The sequence below is a fragment of the Burkholderia sp. BCC1977 genome (assembly GCF_905339595.1).
Classification (GTDB): domain Bacteria; phylum Pseudomonadota; class Gammaproteobacteria; order Burkholderiales; family Burkholderiaceae; genus Burkholderia.
In genome coordinates this window covers 26,558-50,241 of sequence record NZ_CAJPGQ010000001.1, presented here as the reverse complement: position 1 = coordinate 50,241, position 23,684 = coordinate 26,558, and the positions used below count along the sequence as shown (strand labels likewise).

The window sequence follows — 23,684 nt, the reverse complement described above, 5'->3', positions numbered from 1 at the left end:
AGCGGGCGCCGGAAGGGACGGGGCCGCCGGGGCGGCATGCCAGGCGGTGCGATGCTGCGACGCAGCATGCCAATTCCAGGCAAAAAAAACCGGGGCGAATTCGGCCCCGGAGCAACAACGACAAGAGGAGAATGGTGACGCGCCGGCAGCGCCAGCCGCGTACCGTAAAGACAGACCGCAGGCCGCGACGGAAGTTCGAAATTTTTTTCGATTTGTTACGGATCCCGCTGGAAGCCTTGTGCGACGGGGTCGCGCGCCGGGCGCGCGGCCCCGTTTCCTCTCGTGGCGATGCTTACTGCTGTGCTGCGCGCAGGTAGATCTCGACGCGGCGGTTTTGCGCGCGGCCGGCTTCGGTCGCGTTGTCCGCGATCGGGTTCGACGGGCCCATGCCCTGTGCCGCCAGGCGGCCGCCGGCGACGCCGCGCTGCACGAGCGCGTTCACGACGCTCTGCGCACGGTTCTGCGACAGCGTCTGGTTCAGCTGCTGCGAACCCGTGCTGTCCGTGTAGCCGACGACCGATGCCGTCACTTGCGGGTTCTGGTTCAGCGTCGTCGCCAGGTCGTTCAGCAGCGGCGTGAAGGCCGGCGTGATCGCGTACTGGTTGGTCGCGAACGTCACTGAGCTCGGCACGTTCAGCTTCAGCGAGCCGTCCGGCTGCTCGGTCACCTGCGTACCCGTCTTGGCTGCCGACGGCGCGAGCTTGTTCTTGATCGCCTGCCAGTTGTAGCCCGTCACGCCGCCGACCAGCGCGCCGACGCCCGCGCCGATCGCCGCGCCCTTGCCGCCGCCCGCCAGCGCGCCGATGCCTGCGCCGAGCGCCGCGCCCGTGCCGGTACCGACGGCCGTGTTGTTGCCTTGCTGCGTGGCGCAGCCTGCCAGCAGTGCGCCGGCCAATGCGAAGACGGACAGGCGGGTCGCGATTTTCATGTTCATCTTGGATTCCTCTCTGGGTTGAACGAGTCGACAACGATGACAAACTACAGTTACGGCTCCCAGCACGGACGCCCGAAAAAGGCGGGCAGGCCCGTGCTCGCGGCAGCCGCCGAGACGGCCGCATGCCCTGTTCGCCAGCGTGGCTGTTCCGGACAGGGTGACGCGTCAGCCTCTACAATATAGGCGGTTCGTGGCCGATTTGGCCCCATAGCATGCCGCACGCGAAGATTGCTCCGACGCGCGCGTTCGCGCAATGGCGTGCAACAGATTCTTTCACTTTTCCCGATTTTCGCAGCGTTATTTGATATTTCTTGACGTTTGCGCGAGAGAAAAACGTTTTCACGGAGTTTCGATGAGCATTGACCGGGCACAAGTCGACGCCGCACTGGCGGCTGTCGTCGACCCCAATACCGGCCGTCCGTACGCGGCGAACAAGGGCGTGCGCAACGTCGCGATCGACGGCGATGCCGTGGCGCTCGACGTGGTGCTCGGCTATCCCGCGCGCAGCCAGCACGACGACGTGCGCGCACGCATCGCCGATGCGCTGAAGGCCGTGCCGGGCGTGCGCGACGCGCGCGTCGCGGTGTCGCAGGAGATCGTCGCGCACACGGTGCAGCGCGGCGTGAAGCTGCTGCCGAACGTGAAGAACATCGTCGCGGTCGCGTCGGGCAAGGGCGGGGTCGGCAAGAGCACGACGGCCGTCAACCTCGCGCTCGCGCTCGCCGCGGAAGGCGCGTCGGTCGGCATTCTCGACGCCGACATCTACGGCCCGTCGCTGCCGACCATGCTCGGCATTCACGGCCAGCGCCCCGAGTCGCCGGACAACCAGTCGATGAACCCGCTGGTCGGCCACGGGCTGCAGGCGAACTCGATCGGCTTCCTGATCGAGGAAGACAACCCGATGGTATGGCGCGGCCCGATGGCGACGTCGGCGCTCGAGCAGCTGCTGCGCCAGACCAACTGGCGCGAGCTCGACTACCTGATCGTCGACATGCCGCCGGGCACGGGCGACATCCAGCTCACGCTCGCGCAGCGCGTGCCGGTGACGGGCGCCGTGATCGTGACGACGCCGCAGGACATCGCGCTGCTCGACGCGAAGAAGGGCCTGAAGATGTTCGAGAAGGTCGGGATTCCGATCCTCGGCATCGTCGAGAACATGAGCATCCACATCTGCTCGAACTGCGGCCATGAAGAGCACATCTTCGGCGCGGGCGGCGCCGAGCGGATGGCGCAGGACTACGGCGTGAACGTGCTCGGCAGCCTGCCGCTCGACATCGCGATCCGCGAGCGCGCCGACAGCGGCACGCCGACGGTCGTGGCCGAACCGGACGGCGCGCTGGCGCGGCGCTACCGCGACATCGCGCGCGGGGTCGCGCTGGCGATCGCCGAGCGCGCGCGCGACATGACGTCGAAGTTCCCGTCGATCGTTGTTCAAAATACGTAAAACCCTTGCGGGGCGGGGCCTCACGCTGTTTACGGCGCCGCGAGGCGCGGTATCATGGCGACTTTTCCCGGGTCCCTTTACCCGCCCGGCATGGCCGCCGTGTCAACGGCCGCCAGCCGGCATGAGGATCGAATGAACCAACGACATCACGGCGTGCGCGCCGGCCGCGCGCGGCGCGCGCTGCTGGCGGCCGCCGCGCTGGGCCTTCTGGCCGGCTGTACCTCTTTTTCCTCGTCGCACGAAAAGCGTGCCGACGCGCAACTGCAGCCGACCGTCGGCTCGCAGGCACGCGGCGCGATGACGTTCGTCGAACGCCCGGACGGCGTCCAGGTCACGTACAACCTGGCCGGCCTGCCGCCGAACAGCGATCACGCGCTGCAGGTGCACGAGCGCGGCGACTGCAACGCAGGCGACGGCTCGAGCGCCGGCCAGGTGTTCGCGCCGGCCGCCGACCGGCTGCGCGCGGGCGCGCGCGTCGCCGGCGATCTCGGCAACATCCATGCGGATGCGAACGGCGTCGCGGCCGGTTTCATCGTCGCGCCCGATCTGGCCCTCGACGGTGTGCGCTCCGCGCTGAACCGCGCGGTGCTGGTGCACCGCGACCCGAGCGATCCGGCCTTTCCGCAGCATGGCGCGGGGCCCGCGCTCGCCTGCGGCGTGATCCGTTGACGGCCGCCGCGTGCGCGAGCCGATGATCGCGTAAAATGTCCGCCTTTCCGGGTCGCCGCGTCGCGAGCGGCCCTTCCTGACTGTTACGCAGCGTTTCCTGGCGCCCCGATATGAAACGACCCCAACGCTCACTTCGTTCGCTGTCCCCCGAGGGGACGGCCAACCTCCTTGGGACGGCCCGGCGGAGGCTGGCATGAGCATCAAGTCCGACAAGTGGATTCGGCGCATGGCCGAAGAGCACAAGATGATCGAGCCGTTCGTGCCCGATCAGGTTCGCGCGTCCGAGGACGGCCGCAGGATCGTCAGCTACGGCACGTCGAGCTACGGCTACGACATCCGCTGCGCGGACGAATTCAAGATCTTCACGAATATCAACTCGACGATCGTCGATCCGAAGAACTTCGACGAGGGTTCGTTTGTCGATTTCAAGGGCGACGTGTGCATCATCCCGCCGAACTCGTTCGCGCTGGCCCGCACCGTCGAATATTTCCGCATCCCGCGCACCGTGCTGACGGTCTGCCTCGGCAAGTCGACGTACGCGCGCTGCGGGATCATCGTCAACGTGACGCCGTTCGAACCCGAGTGGGAAGGCTACGTCACGCTGGAATTCTCGAATACCACGCCGCTGCCCGCGAAGATCTACGCGAACGAAGGTGTCGCGCAGGTGCTGTTCTTCGAAAGCGACGAGGTGTGCGACGTGTCGTACGCCGATCGCGGCGGCAAGTATCAGGGTCAGCGCGGTGTCACGCTGCCGAAAACCTGATCTGGTTGCATAACGTCTCACCGGTTTCCGGGTGACCGCTGCGTGTGACGCGCCGCGGTCGTTCTTTTTGGAGAATCGCCCATGAAGTTTCGTTTTCCCGTCGTCATCATCGACGAAGATTTCCGCTCCGAGAACATCTCGGGCTCCGGCATCCGGGCGTTGGCCGAAGCGATCGAGAAGGAGGGCGTCGAAGTCCTCGGCCTCACGAGCTACGGCGATCTGACGTCGTTCGCGCAGCAGTCGAGCCGCGCGTCGTGCTTCATCCTGTCGATCGACGACGACGAACTCATGCTCGGCGAAACGGGCCCGGACGGCGAGCTGCCCGAACTCGCGACCGCGATCATCGAGCTGCGCGCGTTCGTGACCGAAGTGCGCCGCCGCAACGCGGACATCCCGATCTTCCTGTACGGCGAGACGCGTACGTCGCGGCACCTGCCGAACGACATCCTGCGCGAACTGCACGGCTTCATCCACATGTTCGAGGACACGCCGGAGTTCGTCGCGCGCCACATCATCCGCGAGGCGAAGGTCTATCTCGACTCGCTCGCGCCGCCGTTCTTCAAGGAACTGGTGAAATACGCGGACGAAGGTTCGTACTCGTGGCACTGCCCGGGCCACTCGGGCGGCGTCGCGTTCCTGAAGAACCCGCTCGGCCAGATGTTCCACCAGTTCTTCGGCGAGAACATGCTGCGCGCCGACGTCTGCAATGCGGTCGACGAACTCGGCCAGCTGCTCGATCACACGGGTCCGGTCGCGGCGTCCGAGCGCAACGCGGCGCGCATCTTCAGCGCCGACCACCTGTTCTTCGTGACCAACGGCACGTCGACGTCGAACAAGATCGTCTGGCACGCGACGGTAGCTCCTGGCGACATCGTGCTGGTCGACCGCAACTGCCACAAGTCGATCCTGCACGCGATCACGATGACGGGCGCGATTCCGGTGTTCCTCACGCCGACGCGCAACCACTTCGGCATCATCGGGCCGATCCCGCGCGACGAATTCAAGCCGGAGAACATCCGCAAGAAGATCGAGGCGAACCCGTTCGCGCGCGAGGCGATGCGCCAGAACCCGGAGATGAAGCCGCGCATCCTGACGATCACGCAGAGCACGTACGACGGCGTCGTCTACAACGTCGAGATGATCAAGGACCTGCTCGGCGACCTGCTCGACACGCTGCACTTCGACGAAGCGTGGCTGCCGCATGCGACGTTCCACGACTTCTACCGCGACATGCACGCGATCGGCGACGGCCGTCCGCGCACGGGCGCGCTCGTGTTCGCGACGCACTCGACGCACAAGCTGCTCGCGGGCATCTCGCAGGCGTCGCAGATCGTCGTGCAGGATTCGGAGAACCGCACGTTCGACAAGCACCGCTTCAACGAGGCGTACCTGATGCACACGTCGACGAGCCCGCAGTACGCGATCATCGCGTCGTGCGACGTCGCGGCCGCGATGATGGAGCCGCCGGGCGGCACCGCGCTCGTCGAGGAATCGATCGCCGAGGCGATCGACTTCCGCCGCGCGATGCGCAAGGTCGACGCCGAGTACGGCGACGACTGGTTCTTCAGCGTGTGGGGTCCGGACGACCTGTCGGAAGAGGGCATCGGCTCGCGCGACGACTGGATGCTGAAGCCGAACGACCACTGGCACGGCTTCGGCCCGCTGGCGGAAGGCTTCAACATGCTCGACCCGATCAAGGCGACGATCATCACGCCGGGGCTCGACGTCGACGGCGAGTTCGGCGAGACGGGCATTCCGGCCGCGATCGTCACGAAGTACCTGGCCGAGCACGGGATCATCGTCGAGAAGACCGGCCTGTACTCGTTCTTCATCATGTTCACGATCGGCATCACGAAGGGCCGCTGGAACTCGATGGTGACCGAGCTGCAGCAGTTCAAGGACGACTACGACAACAACCAGCCGCTGTGGCGCGTGCTGCCGGAATTCGTCGCGCAGCATCCGCGCTACGAGCGCGTCGGCCTGCGCGACCTGTGCACGCAGATCCACGACGTGTACCGTGCGAACGACATCGCGCGCCTGACGACGGAGATGTACCTGTCGGACATGGAGCCGGCGATGAAGCCGTCGGACGCATTCGCGAAGCTCGCGCACCGCAAGATCGACCGCGTGCCGCTCGACGAGCTCGAAGGCCGCGTGACGAGCATCCTGCTGACGCCGTACCCGCCGGGCATTCCGCTGCTGATCCCGGGCGAGCGCTTCAACAAGACGATCGTGAACTACCTGCGGTTCGCGCGCGACTTCAACGAGCGCTTCCCGGGCTTCCACACCGACATCCACGGCCTCGTCGCGGAAGAGGTGAACGGCCGCGTCGAGTACTTCGTCGACTGCGTGCGCGACTGATGGCGACGCAGGGACGAAACCGGACGATGCGCGCGGCGCTGGCCGCGCTCGTCGTCTGGGCGAGCGGCGCGGCAGGGCTGGCCGGGCTGAACGTCGCGCATGCGGAAGTGGCGGCGGCCGACCCGATCGACGTCGCGATGCGGCAGTGTCTCGCGCGGCGCGACCGGTCGTCGACGGCCGGCCAGATCCAGTGCATGGGCGAGGCGCAGCAGCAGTGGCAGACGGTGATGGACGGCGCGTACCAGCGCCTGTCGAGCGACGCGCCGGCCGACGCGAAGCGCGGCTGGCAGGACAGCCAGCGCCACTGGGTCACGTGGCGCAAGGATGAAATTCATCTGCTGAAGGCCGTGTACGACACGACGCGCGGCACGTCGTACGCGATGTCGAGCGCCGACATGCAGCTGCAGCCGGTGCGCGATCGCGCGTTGGCGCTGCGCGCGGCGGCCGACCGCTATGCGCCGCCGCCTGCCGCCGTGCCGGTGGCGGCCACGAGCGGTTCCCAGGGTGGTACCCCGGGTGGTGCGGTCGCGGCGCCGGGCGCTGCCGCGGCAGCCGGCGGCAAGCCGGCGAACGCGCCGCGCGATCCGGCGATCCGCCGCGTGCGGCCGTGCGTGCAGGATGCCGCGTGCGAGCACGCGCTGTTCGATTTGAACCGCTATTACCAGAAGCTGCGTCGCAAGATGCCCGCGCATTCGGCCGCGACGCTCGTGCGCGCGCAACGCGCGTGGGTCGCGTTCCGCGATGCGACGGCGCCGCTCGTCGGCGAGGACGGACGCGTCGACCTGATCGGCGCGCGCATCGCGACGATGAAGCGGCTGTCGGAGACGGCCGGCAACCAGTAAGGATCGCCGGGCCGCCGGTCATGCGGCGCGGCAACGCAAAACGGGCACCCTCGGGTGCCCGTTTGCATGTGGCGCGCCGCGTGGCGCTTACGCGGGCTGCTGCGTGTCCGGACGGCCGAACCACGACGGCACGAGCGCGACCGCATCGTCGAGCGACGCGAGCACGTGCAGGCTCAGCGCGACGATCTCGGGCGTCGGGGCCTTCAGGTCGGGCACGGTGACGACCGATGCGCCGGCGCCGGCGGCCGACTGCGCGCCGAAGTCGCTGTCCTCGAACGCGACGCACGCATGCGCCGGCACGCCGAGGCGTTCGGCCGCGAGCCGGTACACGGCCGGGTCGGGCTTGCCGCGCGCGACTTCGTCGCCGCCCGCGAGCGCGCGGAAGAACGGCAGCACGCCGACCGCGTCGAGCCGCGCACGGATTACGTCGCGCGCGGACGACGACGCGACCGCGCACGGAATGCCGGCCTGCGCGAGCGCCTCGAGCAGCGCCAGTGCGCCGGATTTCAGCGGAAACTTCGGATGGGGTTCGGGCGCGGCGAGCCGTTCGCGCACGCGGGTGCGCACGGCGTCGAACGTGTCCGTGTCGCCGATCAGCCGCGCGAGAATCACCTGGCCTTCGGCGAACGAGCGGCCGACGATCTGCAGGTAGTCGATCTCGGTCAGCACGACGCCGTGTGCGTTCGACACGTCGATCCACGTGTTCATGATGGTCCGCTCGGAATCGACAAGCAGGCCGTCCATGTCGAAGAGCGCGGCGGAGAAAGTCATCGGCGGTATCCGGGAAGCGATGGGCGGCGAGATGGCCGCCCCAAATGAAAAACGGACGCCGAAGGCGTCCGTCCGTGACGACAGGCTTACTTGCCGAGCGCGGCGCGGGCGGCCTTGACCGCCGCACGCACTTGATCGGGCGCGGTGCCGCCCGGGTGGTTGCGGCTGGCCACCGAACCTTCGAGCGTCAGGTAGCCGAACACGTCGTCGCCGATCAGGTGCGCGACGTTCGGCAGTTCCTGCTTCATTTCGTCGAGCGTCAGGTCGGCGAGGTCGATCCCGCGGTCGTCGCAGATCCGCACCGCGTGCGCGACGGCTTCGTGCGCATCGCGGAACGGCAGCCCGCGCTTCACGAGGTAGTCGGCGAGGTCGGTGGCGGTCGAGAAGCCCTGCAGCGCGGCCGCGCGCATCGCGTCCGGCTTCACGGTGATGCCCGCGACCATCTCGGCGAAGATCCGCAGCGTGTCGGCGACGGTGTCGACCGTGTCGAACAGCGGTTCCTTGTCTTCCTGGTTGTCCTTGTTGTACGCGAGCGGCTGGCCCTTCATCAGCGTGAGGAGCGCCATCAGGTGGCCGTTCACGCGGCCCGTCTTGCCGCGCGCGAGCTCGGGCACGTCCGGGTTCTTCTTCTGCGGCATGATCGAGCTGCCGGTGCAGAAGCGGTCGGCGATGTCGATGAAGCCGACGCGCGGGCTCATCCACAGCACGAGCTCTTCGGAGAAGCGCGACACGTGCGTCATCACGAGCGCGGATGCCGCCGTGAATTCGATCGCGAAGTCGCGATCCGACACCGCGTCGAGCGAGTTCGCGCAGATGCCGTCGAAGCCGAGCGTCTTCGCCACGGCGTGACGGTCGATCGGGTAGCTGGTGCCGGCGAGCGCGGCCGCGCCGAGCGGCAGGCGGTTCACGCGGGTGCGGCAGTCGCGCATGCGCTCGGCGTCGCGCGTGAACATCTCGACGTACGCGAGCAGGTGGTGGCCGAACGTGACCGGCTGCGCGACCTGCAGGTGCGTGAAGCCCGGCATGATCGTGTCCGCGTTCTGCTCCGCGAGGTCGATCAGCGCGCCGCGCAGGTCGTTCAGGAGGCCGCCGATGCGGTCGATCTCGCCGCGCAGCCACAGACGGATGTCGGTCGCGACCTGGTCGTTGCGCGAGCGGCCCGTGTGCAGGCGCTTGCCGGCGTCGCCGATCAGCGCGGTCAGGCGCGCCTCGATGTTCAGGTGGACGTCCTCGAGATCCAGCTGCCATTCGAATTCGCCGCGCTCGATCTCGCCCTTGATCTGCGTCATCCCGCGCTCGATCGCGGCGAGGTCGTCGGCGCTGATGATCTTCTGCGCCGCGAGCATGCTCGCGTGCGCGAGCGAGCCGGCGATGTCGACGAGCGCGAGGCGCTTGTCGAAAAACACCGACGACGTGTAGCGCTTGACCAGCTCCGACATCGGTTCCGAGAAGCGGGCCGACCAGGCCTCGCCCTTTTTGTGCAGTTGGGACGTCATGGCGATTCTTCGAAGGGGAGTTGGGCGGCGTGCGCCGCCGAGGGAATCCCGCAATTCTAGCATTCGCGGGGCGGGCGGCCGGCGCGCGTCGGCCGCGAACGGGCGCGGGCTACCGGGGGCTGCAGGTCAGCGGGCCGATCCGCGGCAGCGTGCCGTCGTCCGGGCGCCGGTACGCGAACGCGGCGGTGCAATCGCGGCCGCCGCCGGAGATTTCCAGGTGATTGTTCGCGACGAGGCCGTCGACGAAGGTCAGGCCGTCGTAGCCGACGATCGTGCGCTGGCCGCTTTCGACGTGGCGAACCTCGAGCCCGGGCGGCAGCGGCGTGCCGTCCGGCGTGCGCAGCGCGATCGACGCGGCGCTGTAGCGGGTCACGGCGAAGCGCGCGAGCACGCCGGAGCGCGCCTGCGGCACGACGTCGAGCGTCGTGTCGGCGATCCGTGCGTCCGCGGGCAGCGTGGTGCCGTCGATCGCGACGCGATTGCTCTGGTACGCATTCAGGTCGGGCACGAGCAGGTAGCCGGCCCGGTCCGTCTCGCCGATCAGCCGGTTCTGGTGCAGCACGGGGACGTGCCCGGTGTCGGTCGAGACGAGCGCGAAACCGTCGTCGACGCGGCGCGCCGTCATCAGCCGGCCGTCCATCAGCACGAACGCGCCCGTGACGTCGACCGACGCGTTGCCGCGCCCGTCGAACGATTGCGTGAGCAGCGTGACCTGGCCGGCGCGGCCGAGATACTGCAACTGCCCCTGCGCATACCGGATGCCCGCGTTGGCGCCCGCCTGCACGTTCCAGCCGACGCCGCCGCCGTAGTCGGGCGGCCGTGCCGCGTTCAGCGTGTAGGTCGAGTCGCCGTTCTGCCGCCCGGCGTTCGCCGAGACCGACGTGTTGCCGCCGAGCCCGACGCTCAGGCTCACGAAGAAGCCGCGTGCGTCGTGCTGCCGGAAATCCTGGAAGCCGCTGAACGTGATCGAGGTCAGCCCGCCGAGATTGACCAGGTACGCGATCGAGCCGATACGCGACGGGGCGACGCCCGGATACTTGAGGGCGAGATAGCTGAACGACAGGGTTTGCGTGCGCAGGAACGGGAACGAGACCGTGACGCGGTCGGTGGCGCGCGATACCGGCACGCCTTCGCGGCTGCCGAGGTCGCGGTAGTCGCCGAAGGCGCGCAGCGTCTGCGCATCGATCGAGAAGCGCGGCGTCACGTACTGGTAGCCGACGCCGGCCTGCACGCCCGTGCGGCCGGGCGCGCTGACCGCCAGCGACGCGTTCGCCACGCCGCGTTCGCCGAGGCGTGCGAGCGCGCCGGCGCCGGTGTTGTACACGCCGGCCGTCGCTTCCGCGTGCGCCTCGACGGTCAGCCGCTCGCTGATGCCGTAGCGCAGCGAACCGCTCGCCGCCGGCGTGCGCGCGTAGCCGAACGAATCGTCGCCATAGGCGCGGCGCAGGAACCCGGCTTCCGCCGAATAGCTGGCGAGGCCGGGCGCGAGCAGGCGCGTGTCGACGTACAGCGGAATGGACATCGCGATCGAGCGGCCGAGCGCATCGCGCGTGACGACCGTCGCGTTGCCCGCGCCGGTGATCCCGGGCACGCTGTTGATCACGAACGGTCCGCTCGGTACGTCGCCGCTGAACTGGCGCACGTTGTTCACGTAGAGGTCGACCGAAGTCGGCACGACCGCGCTGCCGGACAGCGCAGGCACCGGAAACGTGACCAGGTCGGGGCGCAGGCCGAAATTGCTGCGCCACTGCACGCCGCCGAGGCGCAGCGAGCGGGTCCATGACAGCGACGACGAGATCGTGTCGCCGATCTGGGTCGTCGTGAGCGTGCCGGGGTTCGAGTGGCTCCACGACGTGTCGTAGCGCACGTAGCGCCGGCGGTCGTCGTACAGGTACGCGATGCCGGTGCTGCTGAATACGCCGGACGGATCGAAATAGCGCGCCTCGCTCCAGACCGCGAGCGGTGCATGGGCGATGGTCTGCGCGTAGGCGTCGTAGTTCAGCACGAAGCCGCGGCCGGACGTGGCGGGCGGCGCGGCCGCGAGCGCGCGCGTATCGAACGTGTGCGGAATGCGCAGCGCATCGGGCACGCGCAGGTCGAGCGTCTGCCGGCCCGCGTCGTAGTCGTAGCGCAGCCCCGCGAGCGAGTCGAGTGCGACGAGCGGGTTCGACGGCGCGTGCGCCCGGTCGCCGGTCGCGATGCCCAGGTCGTTCAGGTCGGCGGACGCCGCGTACAGCCGGCCGTCGATGTGCTGGAAGCGTGCGATCCGGTGCGTCGGTTCACCGTTGAGCGACACGTCGAGAAACAGTACGTCGGGTGCAGGTGCGGGAGCGGGAGCAGGTGCAGGTGCAGGTGCGGGAGCGGGAGCGGGAGCGGGAGCGCCTGCCGCCTGCACCGGCGCCGTCTGTGCACATCCGGCGCCTGCGTGCAGCGCCAGTGCCAGCATCGCGGCGGCGGGCCGGGCATGGCGCGCGGGGCAGGCAGCCCGGAGGGCCGTGCTCGTCGTTGGAACGGGCAACGTCGTGCGATCCTCCGGCGTGGATCAGGGCGATGTCAGCCGGGCTTCGACCGGCTGCGCGTTGACGGTCGCCAGGATCCTGACGAATGCCGCCGCGCCCGCATCCAGCTTGAGCGGCCAGCGTCGCGTGCTGCCCGCGAGCGCATAGCCGAGCAGGCCGCGCGTGACGTCATGCACGGTGCCGCGCGCGTCGACGAGCCGAACCGCGGAAATCTGCGCACGGCGTGCGCCGCGGTTGTCGACCGCGAGCCGCGTGCCGGCCCCGTCGCGCTCGACGCGCCAGTCGAGGCGCGGCGATGCCGGTGCGCCATCGGGCTCGACGAATACGGGCACGGAATAGCGCAGCCGGATCGTGACGCCGTTCTCGACCGGCGTACCGGGCGCGGGCAGTTCGTCGATCAGCACGCGATAGCTCTCCTCGGCGGCCGGCGCGCCGCGTCCCGTGCGCACGAGCCGGATCAACTGCTCGGCGTTCGCGCCGATCTGCAGCAGCGGCGGCGAGGCGGCGAGCACATCGGTCGGCGTCATCACGTCGTCGCCGTTTTCCTGCGTCCAGCGATAGGTGCGGACCTGGCCGAAAATCGGCCGCCCGCCCGGATTGCTGAGCGTCATGCTCGCGGCGGCCGCCGACGGCGGCAGCTCGATCGTCACGGGCGAGATCTGCAGCGTGGCGGCGCAGGCGGCCGCGGACGCCGACGCGAGGCACAGCGCGGCCAGGGCACGCGGGAACGATGCCACGGCGCGTCAGAAGTACACGGTGGCGGTGACGGAGGCCTGATAGGTGTCGGGCTTCGGCGTCGCTTGCGTGGGCACCTGGCCGTACACGTTCAGCACTTGCGCGGAGCCGGTGCCGGTGCCGCCGACCGTGTCGGTGCCTTGCGTGTTGCCCCAGATCGTCGAGTGGCCCGCGTCCTGGTAGAGCTGGTAGCCGACCGTCGTGCTGGTATTCCCGCTCGTGGTTCCGCTCATCAGCCGGCTCGCGACCGTCGAGCCGCTTACCGTGCCGCCGTCGAGCCCGATGTTGTACGGCGTCGAGTTCGTGCAGGTGACGGACACCGTGGTTTGCTGGTTGAGCGCCGCCGCGAGCACGCCGGACGTGCCGAATGCAAGCGGGTTCGCGGCGATCGTGCAGTTGGCCTGGATCGTGAGCGTGACGTTGAACTGGGTGGTGGCGGTGCCGTTCGAATAGACTGCCGCAACGGTGACGGGCTGCAGCGCGGGCGCGAATGCGAAGGTGGCCGCGAGCATGGCTGAAAGAACACGACGTCGGGAATCGTTCATTATGATTGTCTCCTGCCGTTCATTGGGGTCGCCCGGCCGCGGAGTGCCATCCGCGTGGTCTGTCGCCGGTCGCCGTAACCGCTCTGTCGTTGGTGGAAGACTACCCCACGGTTTCGGTCGCGCGCAATGGAGAAAACGCTGACCCGGGGTGCATTGTCCGGGGTTCCGGATGGATCGCCATCGGCCGATTTGATCTGGATCAAGTAACAGTGCGAACGATCGGTGCGCCGACGGATACCATGGGGGCGCTGCCCGGGCCGGAAGCCGGGGCGCGCGGACGAGCCTTTTCGGGGGAATGCATGGCGGAGGACGGATTCGACATGGCGCGCCGCTGGCTGCGCGCGCTCTCGTGCCTGTTGCTGGCCGCGCTGCTCGGCATGCCGTGGACGGCGGCGCGCGCGGACACGTGTTCGGTGACGCCGCCGGTGCCGAGCTTCGGCTCGGTCAGTCCGATCACGCTGCAGGCCTATACGACGAACAGCACGATGACCGTGAGTTGCACGTGGGACGCGCTGAGCCTGAACACCGGCGTGCTGGTTTGCGTGAACCTCGGCGGCACGAGCCCGCGCTACCTGGCCAACGGCACGAACCAGATGCAGTACGACCTGTATCAGGACTCGGGCTATTCGCAGCCCTGGGGCGCCGTCGGCACCGGCACGACGCCGATATCCGTCTCGTTGACGAAGCCGCTGCTCGGCACGTCCGCGAGTACGAACGTGACCATCTATGGCCGCATCGCGTCGAACCAGCCCACCGTGCCGACCGTCAACGATGCCAGCACGGTCTATACGCAGAGTTTCAGCGGCAACCAGGCCGCCTACAGCTTCAGTTTTTCGCTGCTCGGCGTGCTGCCGACGCCGTGCGCGTCGCAGTCGACGGCCGGCACGATGACCGTTACCGCGACCGCCACCGTCATCAACAACTGCATCATCAGTGCGACCGGCGTTGCGTTTCCGGCGGCGGGCGTGCTGGCGTCGGCGCTGACCGCGAGCGGCTCGATCAGTGCGCGGTGCACGAACGGCGATGCCTTCCAGATCGCGTTGAACGGCGGCGCCAGCGGCAGTGTCGCTGCACGCACGATGCAGCGCTCGGGCGGCGGCTCGGTGAGCTATCAGCTCTATCAGGACAGCGGCTTCACGAAGCCGTGGGGCGACGGCAGCAGCGGCACGTCGATGGCGACGGGGACGGGCAGCGGGTTCGCGCAGGCGATCGCGATATACGGCCGCGTACCCGCGCAGGCGACCCCGGCGCCCGGCAACTACAGCGACACGATCACCGCGACGATCAGCTTCTGAGCCGCATCAATCGCGCACGAGCACGACCAGCTTCAGGTCCTCGCGGTGCGCGGGCTTCAGCGTGATCTGCTGATACACGAGGCGGCCGTCGGCCGGATGATCGAACTCGCGCAGGCCGCCTTCGCGCTCGAACACGTCCTGCGATGCCCAGTACTGCGCGAATGCATCGCTGCCGGCCATCAGCGCGTCGATCAGTGCGCGGGTCGGCGCATCGGCGAGGTGGCGGATCGAGTCCGCGCGGAATTCGGCCGCGAGGCGGCGCGCACGGGTTTCCCAGTCGACGATCAGCGTGCGCGCGGCCGGCGCCATGAACGTGAAGCGCAGCAGGTTGCGGTCGTGCTCGCCGTCGAGCCAGCCCGTGAACAGCGCGGCGGCCGGCGCATTCCACGCGAGCGCGTTCCATTGCCGGTCGAGCACGTATGCGGGCGTGGCGATCGCGGCGACGGTTGCCGCGAGCGTCGGCGGCAGGTCGCCGGCCGCGACGTCGGGCTCGGCCGGGTCGCGCTGGGCGGCCAGCTCGAACAGGTACGCACGTTCGGCCTTCGACAACTGCAGCGCGACGGCGATCCGCGCGAGCGCATCGGCCGACGCCGACACCGGGCGGCCCTGCTCGATCCACGTGTACCAGGTCGGGCTGACGCCGCACAGCTGCGCGACTTCCTCGCGCCGCAGCCCCGGCGTGCGGCGACGCGGGCCGGGCGGCAGGCCGACGGCCTGCGGCGACAGCCGTTCGCGGTGCGCGCGGATGAATTCGCCGAGTGCGCGGGCGGGCGTCGCGTCGAGGGGCGGGGTGGGGGCGGAGGACGGCTGGTTCATGCGGAGACGGCGGAAGCGACTGAATCGAGGAAAAGGGGGCGCCGGGGCGCGACGAAGATCGGGGCAGCGATCAGGCAGGTGTAACAAATACCAGAATAACTGCTTAACTTGTACTGGTACAAGCGCGGCCCTATTGTAGCGACTCGCACGCTGACAGGCAGCGAGCGCCCCACCCCAAGAAGGAGCGAACGATGAAACACCACGACCAGGTCGCCGACGCATTCGGCACGACAGCCGCCGCCTACCTGACGAGCACGGTCCACGCGACGGGCGCCGATCTGCAGGCGCTGGCCGACGCCGTGCGCGCGACGCCCGAAGCCGCGGTGCTCGATCTCGGTTGCGGTGCGGGCCACGCGAGCTTCGCGGTCGCGCCGCACGTGCGCGACGTGGTCGCGTACGATCTCGCCGCGCCGATGCTCGCGACCGTCGACGCCGCCGCGCGCGAGCGCGGGCTCGCGAACATCCGCACGCAGCAGGGCCCGGCCGAGCGGCTGCCGTTCGACGCCGGCACCTTCGACCGGGTGGTCAGCCGGATGAGCGCGCACCACTGGCACGACGTGCGCGCGGCGCTCGCCGAGGTGCGCCGCGTGCTGAAGCCGGGCGGCCGCGTGCTGATGATCGACATCGCGGGCAACGACCATCCGCTGCTCGACACGTATCTGCAGGCCGCGGAAGTGCTGCGCGACGCGTCGCACGTGCGCGACTACCGCGCCGACGAGTGGCTGGCGATGTTCCGCGGCGCCGGGTTCGACGCGCACGTGCAGAGCCGCTGGCGCCTGCCGATCGATTTCGATACCTGGGTCGAGCGGATCCGCACGCCGGCCGACAGCGTCGCGGGCATCCGCGCGCTGTGGGCGCATGCGCCCGACGAGGTGCGCGGCTACTACGCGGTGCAGCCGGACGGGTCGTTCGAGCACGACGCGTTGCTGATCGACGCGCAATGCGCATGAGGGACGGCACGGCGGCTGGCGCCGTCGTGCCGTTCGATGAAAAAAGCCGCGATACGCGGGGTTGCGTGGTCGCGGCTTTCGTTTCGCGATGGCGGCGCGGCGCAGGGCCGCGCCGCGCCGCGCGTGGATCAGCCGGTGTTGCGCAGGCCGGCCGCGATCCCGTTGATGGTCAGGTGAATCCCGCGGCGCAGCCGCGCGTTCGTGTCGCCCGCGCGGTGACGCTTGATCAGCTCGACCTGCAGGTGGTTCAGCGGATCGAGATACGGGAAGCGGTTCTTGATCGAGCGCGCGAGCAGCGGATTGGTCGCGAGGCGGCCTTCGTGCCCGGTGATTTCCGCGAGCGCCTGCGACGTGCGCTCCCATTCCGCGACGATCCGCTCGAACACGTGCTTGCGCAGCTTGCGGTCGGCGACCAGCTGCGCGTAGCGCGACGCGACCGCGAGATCGGTCTTCGCGAGCACCATGTCCATGTTCGACAGCAGGTTCGCGAAGAACGGCCAGGTCTTGTTCATCTTCTTGAGCAGCGCGACGCGCTTCGTGCGCTCGGCCGCGTCCTGCGCGCCGTCGAGATACGCGCTCACCGCGCTGCCGAAGCCGTACCAGCCCGTCAGCAGCAGCCGGCACTGGCCCCACGAGAAGCCCCACGGAATCGCGCGGAGATCTTCGATCTTGCGTTGCTTCGGATCCTGCAGCTTGCGCGAGGCCGGGCGGCTGCCGATGTTCAGCTCGGCGATCTCGGTGATCGGCGTCGACGAGAAGAAGTAGTCGGTGAAGCCGGGCGTTTCATAGACGAGCGCGCGATACGACGCCATCGCGGCGTCGGACAGCGTCTGCATCGTGGCTTCGAACGCCGGCAACTGCGCGGGCGCGTTCGATTGCGGCAGCAGCGACGCCTCGAGCGTCGCGGCGACCACCGTCTCGAGGTTGCGCCGGCCGATCTCGGGGTTCGCGAACTTGCTCGCGATCACCTCGCCCTGTTCGGTCAGGCGGATCTGGCCGTTCACGGTGCCCGGCGGCTGCGACAGGATCGCCTGGTAGGTCGGGCCGCCCCCGCGGCCGACCGTGCCGCCGCGGCCGTGGAACAGCCGCAGCGTGATCTTGCGTTCGCGGAACAGGTCGACGAGCGCGAGTTCCGCGCGATACAGCTCCCAGTTCGACGTCAGGAAGCCGCCGTCCTTGTTGCTGTCCGAGTAGCCGAGCATCACTTCCTGCTCGGCACCCTGGTGCGCGATCACCGCGTCGACGCCCGGCAGTGCGAAGTATTCGCGCATGATGCGCGCGGCGTCGCGCAGGTCGGGAATCGTCTCGAACAGCGGAATCACCATCAGGCCGTGCTTCGCATGGTGGCCGAGCACGCCTTCGAGCAGGCCCGTTTCCTTCTGCAGCAGCAACACCTCGACGAGGTCGCTGACGGTTTCCGTGTGCGAGATGATGTAGTTGCGCACCGCCCGCGCGCCGAACTGCGCGCGCACCTCGCGGGCCTTCTCGAACACGCCGAGCTCGCTCTGCGCGAGCGCCGAGTATTCGAGGTACGGCGAGCGCAGCGGACGTGCGTCGGCGAGCGCGGCCAGCAGCACGCGCAGCTTGTCTTCCTCGGCGAGCGCCGCGTAGTCGGCTTCGACGCCGGCGCGCGCGAACAGCTCGGCGACCACGGCTTCGTGGATGTCGGAGCTCTGGCGCAGGTCGATGCTCGCGAGATGGAAGCCGAACACTTCGGCCGCGCGCACGAGCGGCGCGAGGCGCGGGGCGGCGAGCGACGTGCCGTGGTGTTCGTCGAGCGACGCGGTCAGCACCTTCAGGTCGGCGACGAACGCTTCGGAATCGGCGTACGGCACCGCGCGCACCGGCGGCGCGCCGCGGCCGGCGCTGCGCACCGGCACCGTGCCTTCGCCGAGCCGCACGCGCGCGCTCGCGGCGAGCCGCGTGTAGATGCCGATCAGCGCACGGCGATACGGTTCGTCGACGCGGTGCGGCGACTGGTCGGGCGACGCGGCCGCGAGCGCCTTCACCGCGTCGTTCGCGCCGACCAGCAGGTTCGACACCGACAGCTCGGCGCCGAGCTTGTGCACCTGTTCGAGATAGTGTTCGAGGATCACCGCGGACTGGCGGTTGATCGCTTCGTCGAGCGTCGGGGCGGTCACGTTCGGGTTGCCGTCGCGATCGCCGCCGATCCAGCTGCCCATCTGGAAGAACGCCGGCACGCGCGCGGACAGGCCGTGCTCGGCGAGCGCGGCCTCGATGTCGCCGTACAGCGCGGGCAGTTCGTCGAGGAACGTCGCGCGGTAGTACGACAGCGCGTTCTCGATCTCGTCGCCGACCGTCAGGCGCGCGTCGCGCAGCATGCGGGTCTGCCACAGCGCGGTCACGCGCGCGCGCAGCATCGATTCGTTGTACGCGCGTTCGCGCGTCGTCAGCGGCTGGTCGCGCTCGGCGAGCAGGCGCGCGATGTCGTGCTGCGCGTCGAGGATGCTCTTGCGTTGCACTTCGGTCGGGTGCGCGGTCAGCACCGGCACGATCAGCGCATCGTCGAAGAAGCGCTGCAGCAGGCGCTTCGACGCGTTGCCGGTCGTCTTCAACTGCTCGAGCGCGTACGCGACGGTGCCGGGCTGCGGCGCGGAGCCGGCCAGCGCGTGGATGCGGCGGCGGCGGTTGTGGTGGCGGTCTTCCGCGATGTTCGCGAGGTGCGAGAAATAGCTGAACGCGCGCACGACGCTCACCGTCTGCTCCGGCGTCAGCTTGCGCAGCTTCTTCTCCAGCGTTTGCGCGGCCTCGCTGTCGTCCTCGCGGCGAAACTTCACCGCCGTCTGGCGAATGGTCTCGACGACGTCGAACACGGTGTCGCCTTCCTGTTCGCGCACCACGTCGCCGAGCAGGCGGCCGAGGTAGCGGATGTCCTCGAACAGCGGGCCGTCCTTGTCGTCGCGCGTGCGGGCGCCGGGCTTCGCCGCGCCGGCCTTGCGGGCAGCCGGGCCGGCGGCCTTGATCGCGCGTTTTGTCTGACGTATCGGGTCTTTCGGTTTCGTTGCCGTTTTCGCACGGCCGTTCGCGGCGGTGGCGAGGGTGCCCGTCTGGGCGTCGGAGGAGGGCAAGGCAGCATTGCGGCGCGCCGTGCGCGCCGATCCGGAAGACTTCACGATGGGTTTCCTTGGGAAAGCTCGAGTCAAAAGGGACTGCGGGGACTGCGGAAACTACGGGAACTGCGGTCAAGCAACCAGCTACGTGCGGCACATCCGCGCATCGGTGTCGCCGCCTGCGCCGAAGCGCGGCGGACGCAGGCTCCGGGCCCGGGCGGCCGGGGGCGTGCGTGCTACCATTGTTCGATCTTCAATCCCGTCCTTCGATGTTCCAGCAATGAATTCCGAGACTCCTGCGGCACCAGCCCCCGCGACGCTGACGATCGCTTCGCGCGAGAGCCGCCTGGCGATGTGGCAAGCCGAACATGTGCGTGATGCGCTGCGCAAATTATATCCAGCTTGTGACGTGAAAATCCTCGGGATGACGACCCGTGGCGATCAGATTCTCGATCGTACGCTGTCGAAGGTCGGCGGCAAGGGCCTGTTCGTGAAGGAGCTGGAGAATGCGCTCGCCGACGGCCGCGCCGACCTGGCCGTGCATTCGCTGAAGGACGTGCCGATGGCGCTGCCCGACGGCTTCGCGCTGACCGCGATCATGGAGCGCGAGGATCCGCGCGACGCATTCGTGTCGAACGACTACGCGTCGCTCGACGCGCTGCCGGCCGGCGCGGTCGTCGGCACGTCGAGCCTGCGCCGCGAGGCGATGCTGCGCGCGCGCTATCCGCACCTGGATGTGCTGCCGCTGCGCGGCAACCTCGACACGCGCCTGTCGAAGCTCGATCGCGGCGACTACGCGGCGATCATCCTCGCGGCCGCGGGCCTGAAGCGCCTCGGCCTCGAAGCGCGGATCCGCGCGCTGATCGACGTCGAGGACAGCCCGCCGGCCGCCGGCCAGGGCGCGCTCGGCATCGAAATCGCCGCGCACCGCACCGATGTCGCCGGATGGCTCGCGCCGCTGCACGACCCGCGGACCGCGCTCGCGGTCGAGGCCGAGCGGATGGTGTCGCGCGCGCTCGGCGGCAGTTGCGAGGTGCCGCTCGCCGCGCACGCGGTGTGGCGCGCGGGCGAGCTGTACCTGACGGGCCGCGTATCGACGACCGACGGCCGGCGCGTGCTGACCGCGGAGGAGTGCGGCGCCGTCATGACCGTCGCCGATGCGCTCGCGCTCGGCCGCGCGGTGTCCGACGAGCTCGAGGCGCAGGGCGCGCTCGACATCGTCAACGCACTGCTCGCCGGCTCGCAGGCCGGCAAGGGCGACGCCTGATGGCGGGCGGCGCGCGCGCGTTCACCGCCGTCCTGACGCGCCCGGACGGCCAGTCGGCCGCGCTCGCGGCCCAGCTGGCCGAGGCCGGTTGCGACGTGCTCGAATTCCCGCTGATCGACATCGCGCCGGTCGACGATCCGGCGCCGCTCGACGCCGCGTTCGCGGCGCTCGCCGACTACGCGCTCGTGATCTTCGTGTCGCCGAACGCGATCGACCGCGCGCTCGCGCAGTACGGCGCGATCTGGCCGAATGCGCTGCCGGTCGGCGTCGTCGGCCCCGGCAGCGTCGCGGCGCTCGAGCGTCACGGCATCGCGGCGCCCGCGCATCGCGTGATCGCGCCGCAGGCGCCCGCCGACGGCGGCGTCCCCCATTACGATTCGGAAAGCCTGTTCGCGAGCATCGAGACCGCGTTCGGCGGCGCGCAGGCGCTCGCCGGCAAACGCGTGCTGATCGTGCGCGGCGACGGCGGGCGCGAATGGCTCGCCGAGCGGCTGCGCGAAGCCGGCGCGGACGTCACGCTGGTCGCCGCGTACCGGCGCGTCGTGCCCGAGCCGCGCGTGGGCGCGTGGGAACGCGTGCATGCGCTGCTCGCCGGCGCGCCGCACGCATGGCTCGTCACGAGCTCGGAAGGCGTGCGCAACCTGCACGATCTCGCGCGCACGCACCTGAACGACGCCGAGATCGACGCGCTGAAGCATGCGCCGCTCGTGGCGCCGCACCCGCGCATCGAGCAGACCGCGCGCGCACTGGGTTTTGATAGGATTACGCTGACCGGCGCGGGCGATGAGCGCATCGTCCGCGCGTTTCGAACGATGGCCGACGAGGCCGTCCAACCGGCGACAGCCGCACCGGTGACTAAACGCATGACAGATACCAACGATTCCAAAAGCGTCGCTTCCCAGCCGGCCGCTGCATCCGCACCGCCGTCCCGTCCCGCCTATATGGCGTCCGAACCGCATGCGCGTCGCGGCGGCAGCGCGGCGCTGTGGTTCGTCGTCGTCGTGCTCGGCTGCGCGGCGGGTGTCGGCGGCTATGCGCTGAACCGCAAGGTCGACCGGCTCGACGATTCGTTCGTCGCGCGCCAGAAAGCGCTCGATGCGCAGACGGCCGAGACCCGCATGAAGACCGAGCAGGCGCTCGCGAGCACGCACCAGGTCGATACGCAGCTCGCGCAGCTCGACGGCAAGCTCGCCGACGCGCAGACCGCGCAGCAGGCGCTGCAGCAGCAATACCAGGACCTGTCGCGCAACCGCGACGCATGGATGCTCGAGGAAGTCGACCAGATGCTGTCGAGCGCGAGCCAGCAGCTGCAGCTCACCGGCAACACGCAGCTCGCGCTGATCGCGCTGCAGAATGCCGATGCGCGCCTCGCGACGTCGCAGAGCGCGCAGGCCGTCACGGTGCGCAAGGCGCTCGCGCTGGACATCGAGAAGCTGAAGGCCGCACCGTCGGCCGACCTCACGGGCCTCGCGATCAAGCTCGACGACGCGATCGCGAAGATCGACGCGCTGCCGCTGTCGGGCGAGGCGATCGTCCCGCACGCGGCGCCGAAGGCCGCGCCGGCCGACGCCGCGTCGCCGGTGGCCGCCGACACGCCGCGCTGGAAGGTGTGGTGGCATGACTTCTCGGCCGGGCTCGGCCAGCAGTTGAAGGGCCTCGTGCAGGTGCGCCGGATCGACAATGCCGACGCGATGCTCGCGTCGCCCGACCAGGGCTACTTCGTGCGCGAGAACGTGAAGCTGCGCCTGCTCACGGCGCGACTGTCGCTGCTCGCGCGCAACGACGGCGCGATGAAGGCCGACCTGCACGCCGCGCAGGCGTCGCTCGGCAAGTATTTCGACCAGGCATCGAAGGACACGCAATCCGTCGAGGGTCTGCTCAAGCAGGTCGACGGCGCGTCGCTGACGGTCGCGGTGCCGAACCTGAACACGAGCCTGAACGCCGTTCAGCAGTTCAAGAGCCGGGGGTAACGATGACGCTTCGAGGAATCGTCTGGCTCGCGATCCTGTTCGCGATCGCCGCGGCACTCGCCACCGTCGGCCATTTCGACGCGGGGCAGGTGCTGCTCGTCTATCCGCCGTACCGGATCGACGTGTCGCTGAACCTGTTCGTGCTCGCCATCGTCGTGCTGTTCGTCGTCGTGTACGCGCTGCTGCGCATCGTGCGCAACATCTGGCGCATGCCGCAGCGGGTCGCCGCGTATCGTGCGCGTTCGCGCAACGAGAAGGCCCAGGCGTCGCTGCGCGATGCGATCGCGAACCTGTACGCGGGCCGCTTCTCGCGCGCCGAGAAGGCCGCGCGCGACGCGCTCGCGGTCGATGCGAACCAGGGCGCCGCGAGTCTCGTCGCGGCCACCGCCGCGCACCGGATGCACGAGTACACGCGCCGCGACGACTGGCTGTCGAAGGTCGACGCGCCGGAATGGCAGGATGCACGGCTGCTCGCCGCGGCCGACATGCGCGCGGATGCACGCGATGCCGACGGTGCGCTCGCCGCACTGGCCGATCTGCAGGCGGGCGGCAAGCGCATCCACGCGCAACAGGTCGCACTGCGCGCGCAGCAGCAGTTGAAGAACTGGGCCGAGGTGCTGAAGCTCGCGAAGGCGCTCGAAAAGCGCGAGGCGCTGCATCCGGCCGCGGCCGTGCGGCTGCGCCAGCAGGCGGCCGAAAATCTGCTGCGCGAACGCCGGCACGATCCGGACGCGCTGCTCGAGGTGTGGCAGTCGCTGTCGCCGCTCGAGCGCCAGTCGCCGCGCCTGGCCGATCTCGCGGCCGACCTGCTGGTGACGCTCGAGCGCCGCACCGAAGCGCGCCGCATCGTCGAGGACGCGCTCGCGCACAACTGGGATGCGCGCCTGCTGCGCCGCTATCCGGACACGGCCGGCGGCGATGCGCTGCCGCTGATCCAGAAGGCCGAAGGGTGGAAGAAGGATCACCCGGAAGATCCCGACCTGCTGTTCGCGCTCGGCCGTCTCTGCCAGCAGCAGCAGCTGTGGGGCAAGGCGCAGTCGTTCCTCGAAGCCGCGCTGAAGCAGGCCGACAACGAGGCGCTGAAGGTGCGGGCGCACCGTGCGCTCGCCCGCCTGTTCGAGCATCTCGGCGAAACCGACAAGGCGGCGAAGCACTACCGCGAAAGCGCGCTCGCGATCACCGTGGTCTGACGCGGCGGCGCTCGCCTGCCGCGCGCAATAAAGCCCCGAACGCCGG

At 69.4% G+C, this 23,684-nt stretch carries 18 protein-coding genes; 10 read left to right on the top strand and 8 right to left on the bottom strand.

What is annotated here, in order from left to right; translation table 11 throughout:
- Nucleotides 1-292: 292 nt before the first annotated feature.
- Entirely contained in the window at nucleotides 293-934 is a 642-nt protein-coding gene (locus U5771_RS00210) for an OmpA family protein (protein WP_044847722.1), read from the bottom strand.
- A gap of 352 nt (nucleotides 935-1,286) precedes the next feature.
- Between U5771_RS00210 and apbC the strand changes: the two genes are divergently transcribed.
- From apbC to U5771_RS00185, 5 genes are all read left to right on the top strand, one after another.
- On the top strand, nucleotides 1,287-2,378 hold the full coding sequence (gene apbC, locus U5771_RS00205) for an iron-sulfur cluster carrier protein ApbC (RefSeq protein WP_322022107.1): 1,092 nt from the start codon (nucleotides 1,287-1,289) through the stop codon (nucleotides 2,376-2,378).
- A gap of 132 nt (nucleotides 2,379-2,510) precedes the next feature.
- The gene (gene sodC, locus U5771_RS00200) at nucleotides 2,511-3,047 is read left to right on the top strand and encodes a superoxide dismutase [Cu-Zn] (protein WP_322022106.1); all 537 of its coding nucleotides are present in this window, start codon (nucleotides 2,511-2,513) and stop codon (nucleotides 3,045-3,047) included.
- 193 nt (nucleotides 3,048-3,240) lie between these two features.
- Entirely contained in the window at nucleotides 3,241-3,810 is a 570-nt protein-coding gene (dcd, locus tag U5771_RS00195; protein WP_006398615.1) for a dCTP deaminase, read from the top strand.
- Nucleotides 3,811-3,891: 81 nt separating this feature from the next.
- Complete coding sequence (locus tag U5771_RS00190; protein WP_124613500.1) at nucleotides 3,892-6,171, top strand: arginine/lysine/ornithine decarboxylase; 2,280 nt, start codon at nucleotides 3,892-3,894, stop codon at nucleotides 6,169-6,171.
- Nucleotides 6,171-7,013, top strand: coding sequence for a lysozyme inhibitor LprI family protein (locus U5771_RS00185; RefSeq protein WP_322022105.1), 843 nt, complete (start codon nucleotides 6,171-6,173; stop codon nucleotides 7,011-7,013). Before U5771_RS00190 ends, U5771_RS00185 begins: the two co-directional genes overlap by 1 nt.
- Nucleotides 7,014-7,100: 87 nt before the next feature.
- Here the strand turns inward: U5771_RS00185 and U5771_RS00180 are convergent, their stop codons facing one another.
- The 5 genes from U5771_RS00180 to U5771_RS00160 form a co-directional block, all read right to left on the bottom strand.
- Nucleotides 7,101-7,784, bottom strand: a complete 684-nt coding sequence (locus tag U5771_RS00180) for an HAD family phosphatase (RefSeq protein ID WP_322022104.1) — start codon at nucleotides 7,782-7,784, stop codon at nucleotides 7,101-7,103.
- 86 nt (nucleotides 7,785-7,870) lie between these two features.
- Nucleotides 7,871-9,280 (bottom strand): argininosuccinate lyase, encoded by a 1,410-nt coding sequence (gene argH / locus U5771_RS00175; RefSeq protein ID WP_059701917.1) that lies wholly within the window; start codon nucleotides 9,278-9,280, stop codon nucleotides 7,871-7,873.
- A 109-nt stretch (nucleotides 9,281-9,389) separates the two neighbouring features.
- Nucleotides 9,390-11,726 (bottom strand): fimbria/pilus outer membrane usher protein, encoded by a 2,337-nt coding sequence (locus U5771_RS00170; protein ID WP_322022103.1) that lies wholly within the window; start codon nucleotides 11,724-11,726, stop codon nucleotides 9,390-9,392.
- Between the two features lie 96 nt (nucleotides 11,727-11,822).
- Nucleotides 11,823-12,536 carry a molecular chaperone gene (locus U5771_RS00165; RefSeq protein ID WP_322022102.1) on the bottom strand — a complete coding sequence of 238 codons (714 nt, stop codon included), beginning with the start codon at nucleotides 12,534-12,536 and terminating at the stop codon, nucleotides 11,823-11,825.
- Nucleotides 12,537-12,542: 6 nt separating this feature from the next.
- Nucleotides 12,543-13,079, bottom strand: a complete 537-nt coding sequence (locus U5771_RS00160; RefSeq protein ID WP_322022101.1) for a spore coat U domain-containing protein — start codon at nucleotides 13,077-13,079, stop codon at nucleotides 12,543-12,545.
- Between the two features lie 299 nt (nucleotides 13,080-13,378).
- On the opposite strand from U5771_RS00160, the gene U5771_RS00155 reads away from it, so the two are divergent.
- Nucleotides 13,379-14,374: a spore coat protein U domain-containing protein gene (locus U5771_RS00155; RefSeq protein WP_322022100.1), complete on the top strand. Its 996-nt coding sequence runs from the start codon at nucleotides 13,379-13,381 to the stop codon at nucleotides 14,372-14,374.
- Nucleotides 14,375-14,380: 6 nt separating this feature from the next.
- On the opposite strand, the gene U5771_RS00150 is transcribed toward U5771_RS00155, so the two are convergent.
- Nucleotides 14,381-15,190 (bottom strand): helix-turn-helix transcriptional regulator, encoded by an 810-nt coding sequence (locus U5771_RS00150; RefSeq protein ID WP_011657642.1) that lies wholly within the window; start codon nucleotides 15,188-15,190, stop codon nucleotides 14,381-14,383.
- A 191-nt stretch (nucleotides 15,191-15,381) separates the two neighbouring features.
- Here U5771_RS00150 and U5771_RS00145 point away from each other — a divergent pair, with 191 nt between their 5' ends.
- Nucleotides 15,382-16,140, top strand: a complete 759-nt coding sequence (locus U5771_RS00145; protein WP_322022099.1) for a class I SAM-dependent methyltransferase — start codon at nucleotides 15,382-15,384, stop codon at nucleotides 16,138-16,140.
- A 128-nt stretch (nucleotides 16,141-16,268) separates the two neighbouring features.
- Here the strand turns inward: U5771_RS00145 and ppc are convergent, their stop codons facing one another.
- The gene (gene ppc / locus U5771_RS00140; protein ID WP_322022098.1) at nucleotides 16,269-19,274 is read right to left on the bottom strand and encodes a phosphoenolpyruvate carboxylase; all 3,006 of its coding nucleotides are present in this window, start codon (nucleotides 19,272-19,274) and stop codon (nucleotides 16,269-16,271) included.
- Nucleotides 19,275-19,491: 217 nt separating this feature from the next.
- Here ppc and hemC point away from each other — a divergent pair, with 217 nt between their 5' ends.
- The 3 genes from hemC to U5771_RS00125 are packed head-to-tail and all read left to right on the top strand — an operon-like array spanning nucleotide 19,492 to nucleotide 23,638.
- Nucleotides 19,492-20,478 (top strand): hydroxymethylbilane synthase, encoded by a 987-nt coding sequence (gene hemC / locus U5771_RS00135; protein ID WP_322022097.1) that lies wholly within the window; start codon nucleotides 19,492-19,494, stop codon nucleotides 20,476-20,478.
- Nucleotides 20,478-22,448, top strand: a complete 1,971-nt coding sequence (gene hemDX / locus U5771_RS00130) for a fused uroporphyrinogen-III synthase HemD/membrane protein HemX (protein WP_322022096.1) — start codon at nucleotides 20,478-20,480, stop codon at nucleotides 22,446-22,448. Before hemC ends, hemDX begins: the two co-directional genes overlap by 1 nt.
- 2 nt (nucleotides 22,449-22,450) lie before the next feature.
- The gene (locus U5771_RS00125; RefSeq protein WP_322022095.1) at nucleotides 22,451-23,638 is read left to right on the top strand and encodes a heme biosynthesis protein HemY; all 1,188 of its coding nucleotides are present in this window, start codon (nucleotides 22,451-22,453) and stop codon (nucleotides 23,636-23,638) included.
- Nucleotides 23,639-23,684: the final 46 nt, after the last annotated feature.

Coding starts and splice junctions, on each gene's coding strand:
- U5771_RS00160 (WP_322022101.1), bottom strand. CDS start 13,079: ATGAACGATTCCCGACGTCGTGTTCTTTCAGCCATGCTCGCGGCCACC.
- U5771_RS00180 (WP_322022104.1), bottom strand. CDS start 7,784: ATGACTTTCTCCGCCGCGCTCTTCGACATGGACGGCCTGCTTGTCGAT.
- sodC (WP_322022106.1), top strand. CDS start 2,511: ATGAACCAACGACATCACGGCGTGCGCGCCGGCCGCGCGCGGCGCGCG.
- U5771_RS00150 (WP_011657642.1), bottom strand. CDS start 15,190: ATGAACCAGCCGTCCTCCGCCCCCACCCCGCCCCTCGACGCGACGCCC.
- U5771_RS00155 (WP_322022100.1), top strand. CDS start 13,379: ATGGCGGAGGACGGATTCGACATGGCGCGCCGCTGGCTGCGCGCGCTC.
- U5771_RS00125 (WP_322022095.1), top strand. CDS start 22,451: ATGACGCTTCGAGGAATCGTCTGGCTCGCGATCCTGTTCGCGATCGCC.
- hemDX (WP_322022096.1), top strand. CDS start 20,478: ATGGCGGGCGGCGCGCGCGCGTTCACCGCCGTCCTGACGCGCCCGGAC.
- U5771_RS00185 (WP_322022105.1), top strand. CDS start 6,171: ATGGCGACGCAGGGACGAAACCGGACGATGCGCGCGGCGCTGGCCGCG.
- argH (WP_059701917.1), bottom strand. CDS start 9,280: ATGACGTCCCAACTGCACAAAAAGGGCGAGGCCTGGTCGGCCCGCTTC.
- hemC (WP_322022097.1), top strand. CDS start 19,492: ATGAATTCCGAGACTCCTGCGGCACCAGCCCCCGCGACGCTGACGATC.
- apbC (WP_322022107.1), top strand. CDS start 1,287: ATGAGCATTGACCGGGCACAAGTCGACGCCGCACTGGCGGCTGTCGTC.
- U5771_RS00145 (WP_322022099.1), top strand. CDS start 15,382: ATGAAACACCACGACCAGGTCGCCGACGCATTCGGCACGACAGCCGCC.
- dcd (WP_006398615.1), top strand. CDS start 3,241: ATGAGCATCAAGTCCGACAAGTGGATTCGGCGCATGGCCGAAGAGCAC.
- U5771_RS00210 (WP_044847722.1), bottom strand. CDS start 934: ATGAACATGAAAATCGCGACCCGCCTGTCCGTCTTCGCATTGGCCGGC.
- U5771_RS00170 (WP_322022103.1), bottom strand. CDS start 11,726: ATGCTGGCACTGGCGCTGCACGCAGGCGCCGGATGTGCACAGACGGCG.
- U5771_RS00190 (WP_124613500.1), top strand. CDS start 3,892: ATGAAGTTTCGTTTTCCCGTCGTCATCATCGACGAAGATTTCCGCTCC.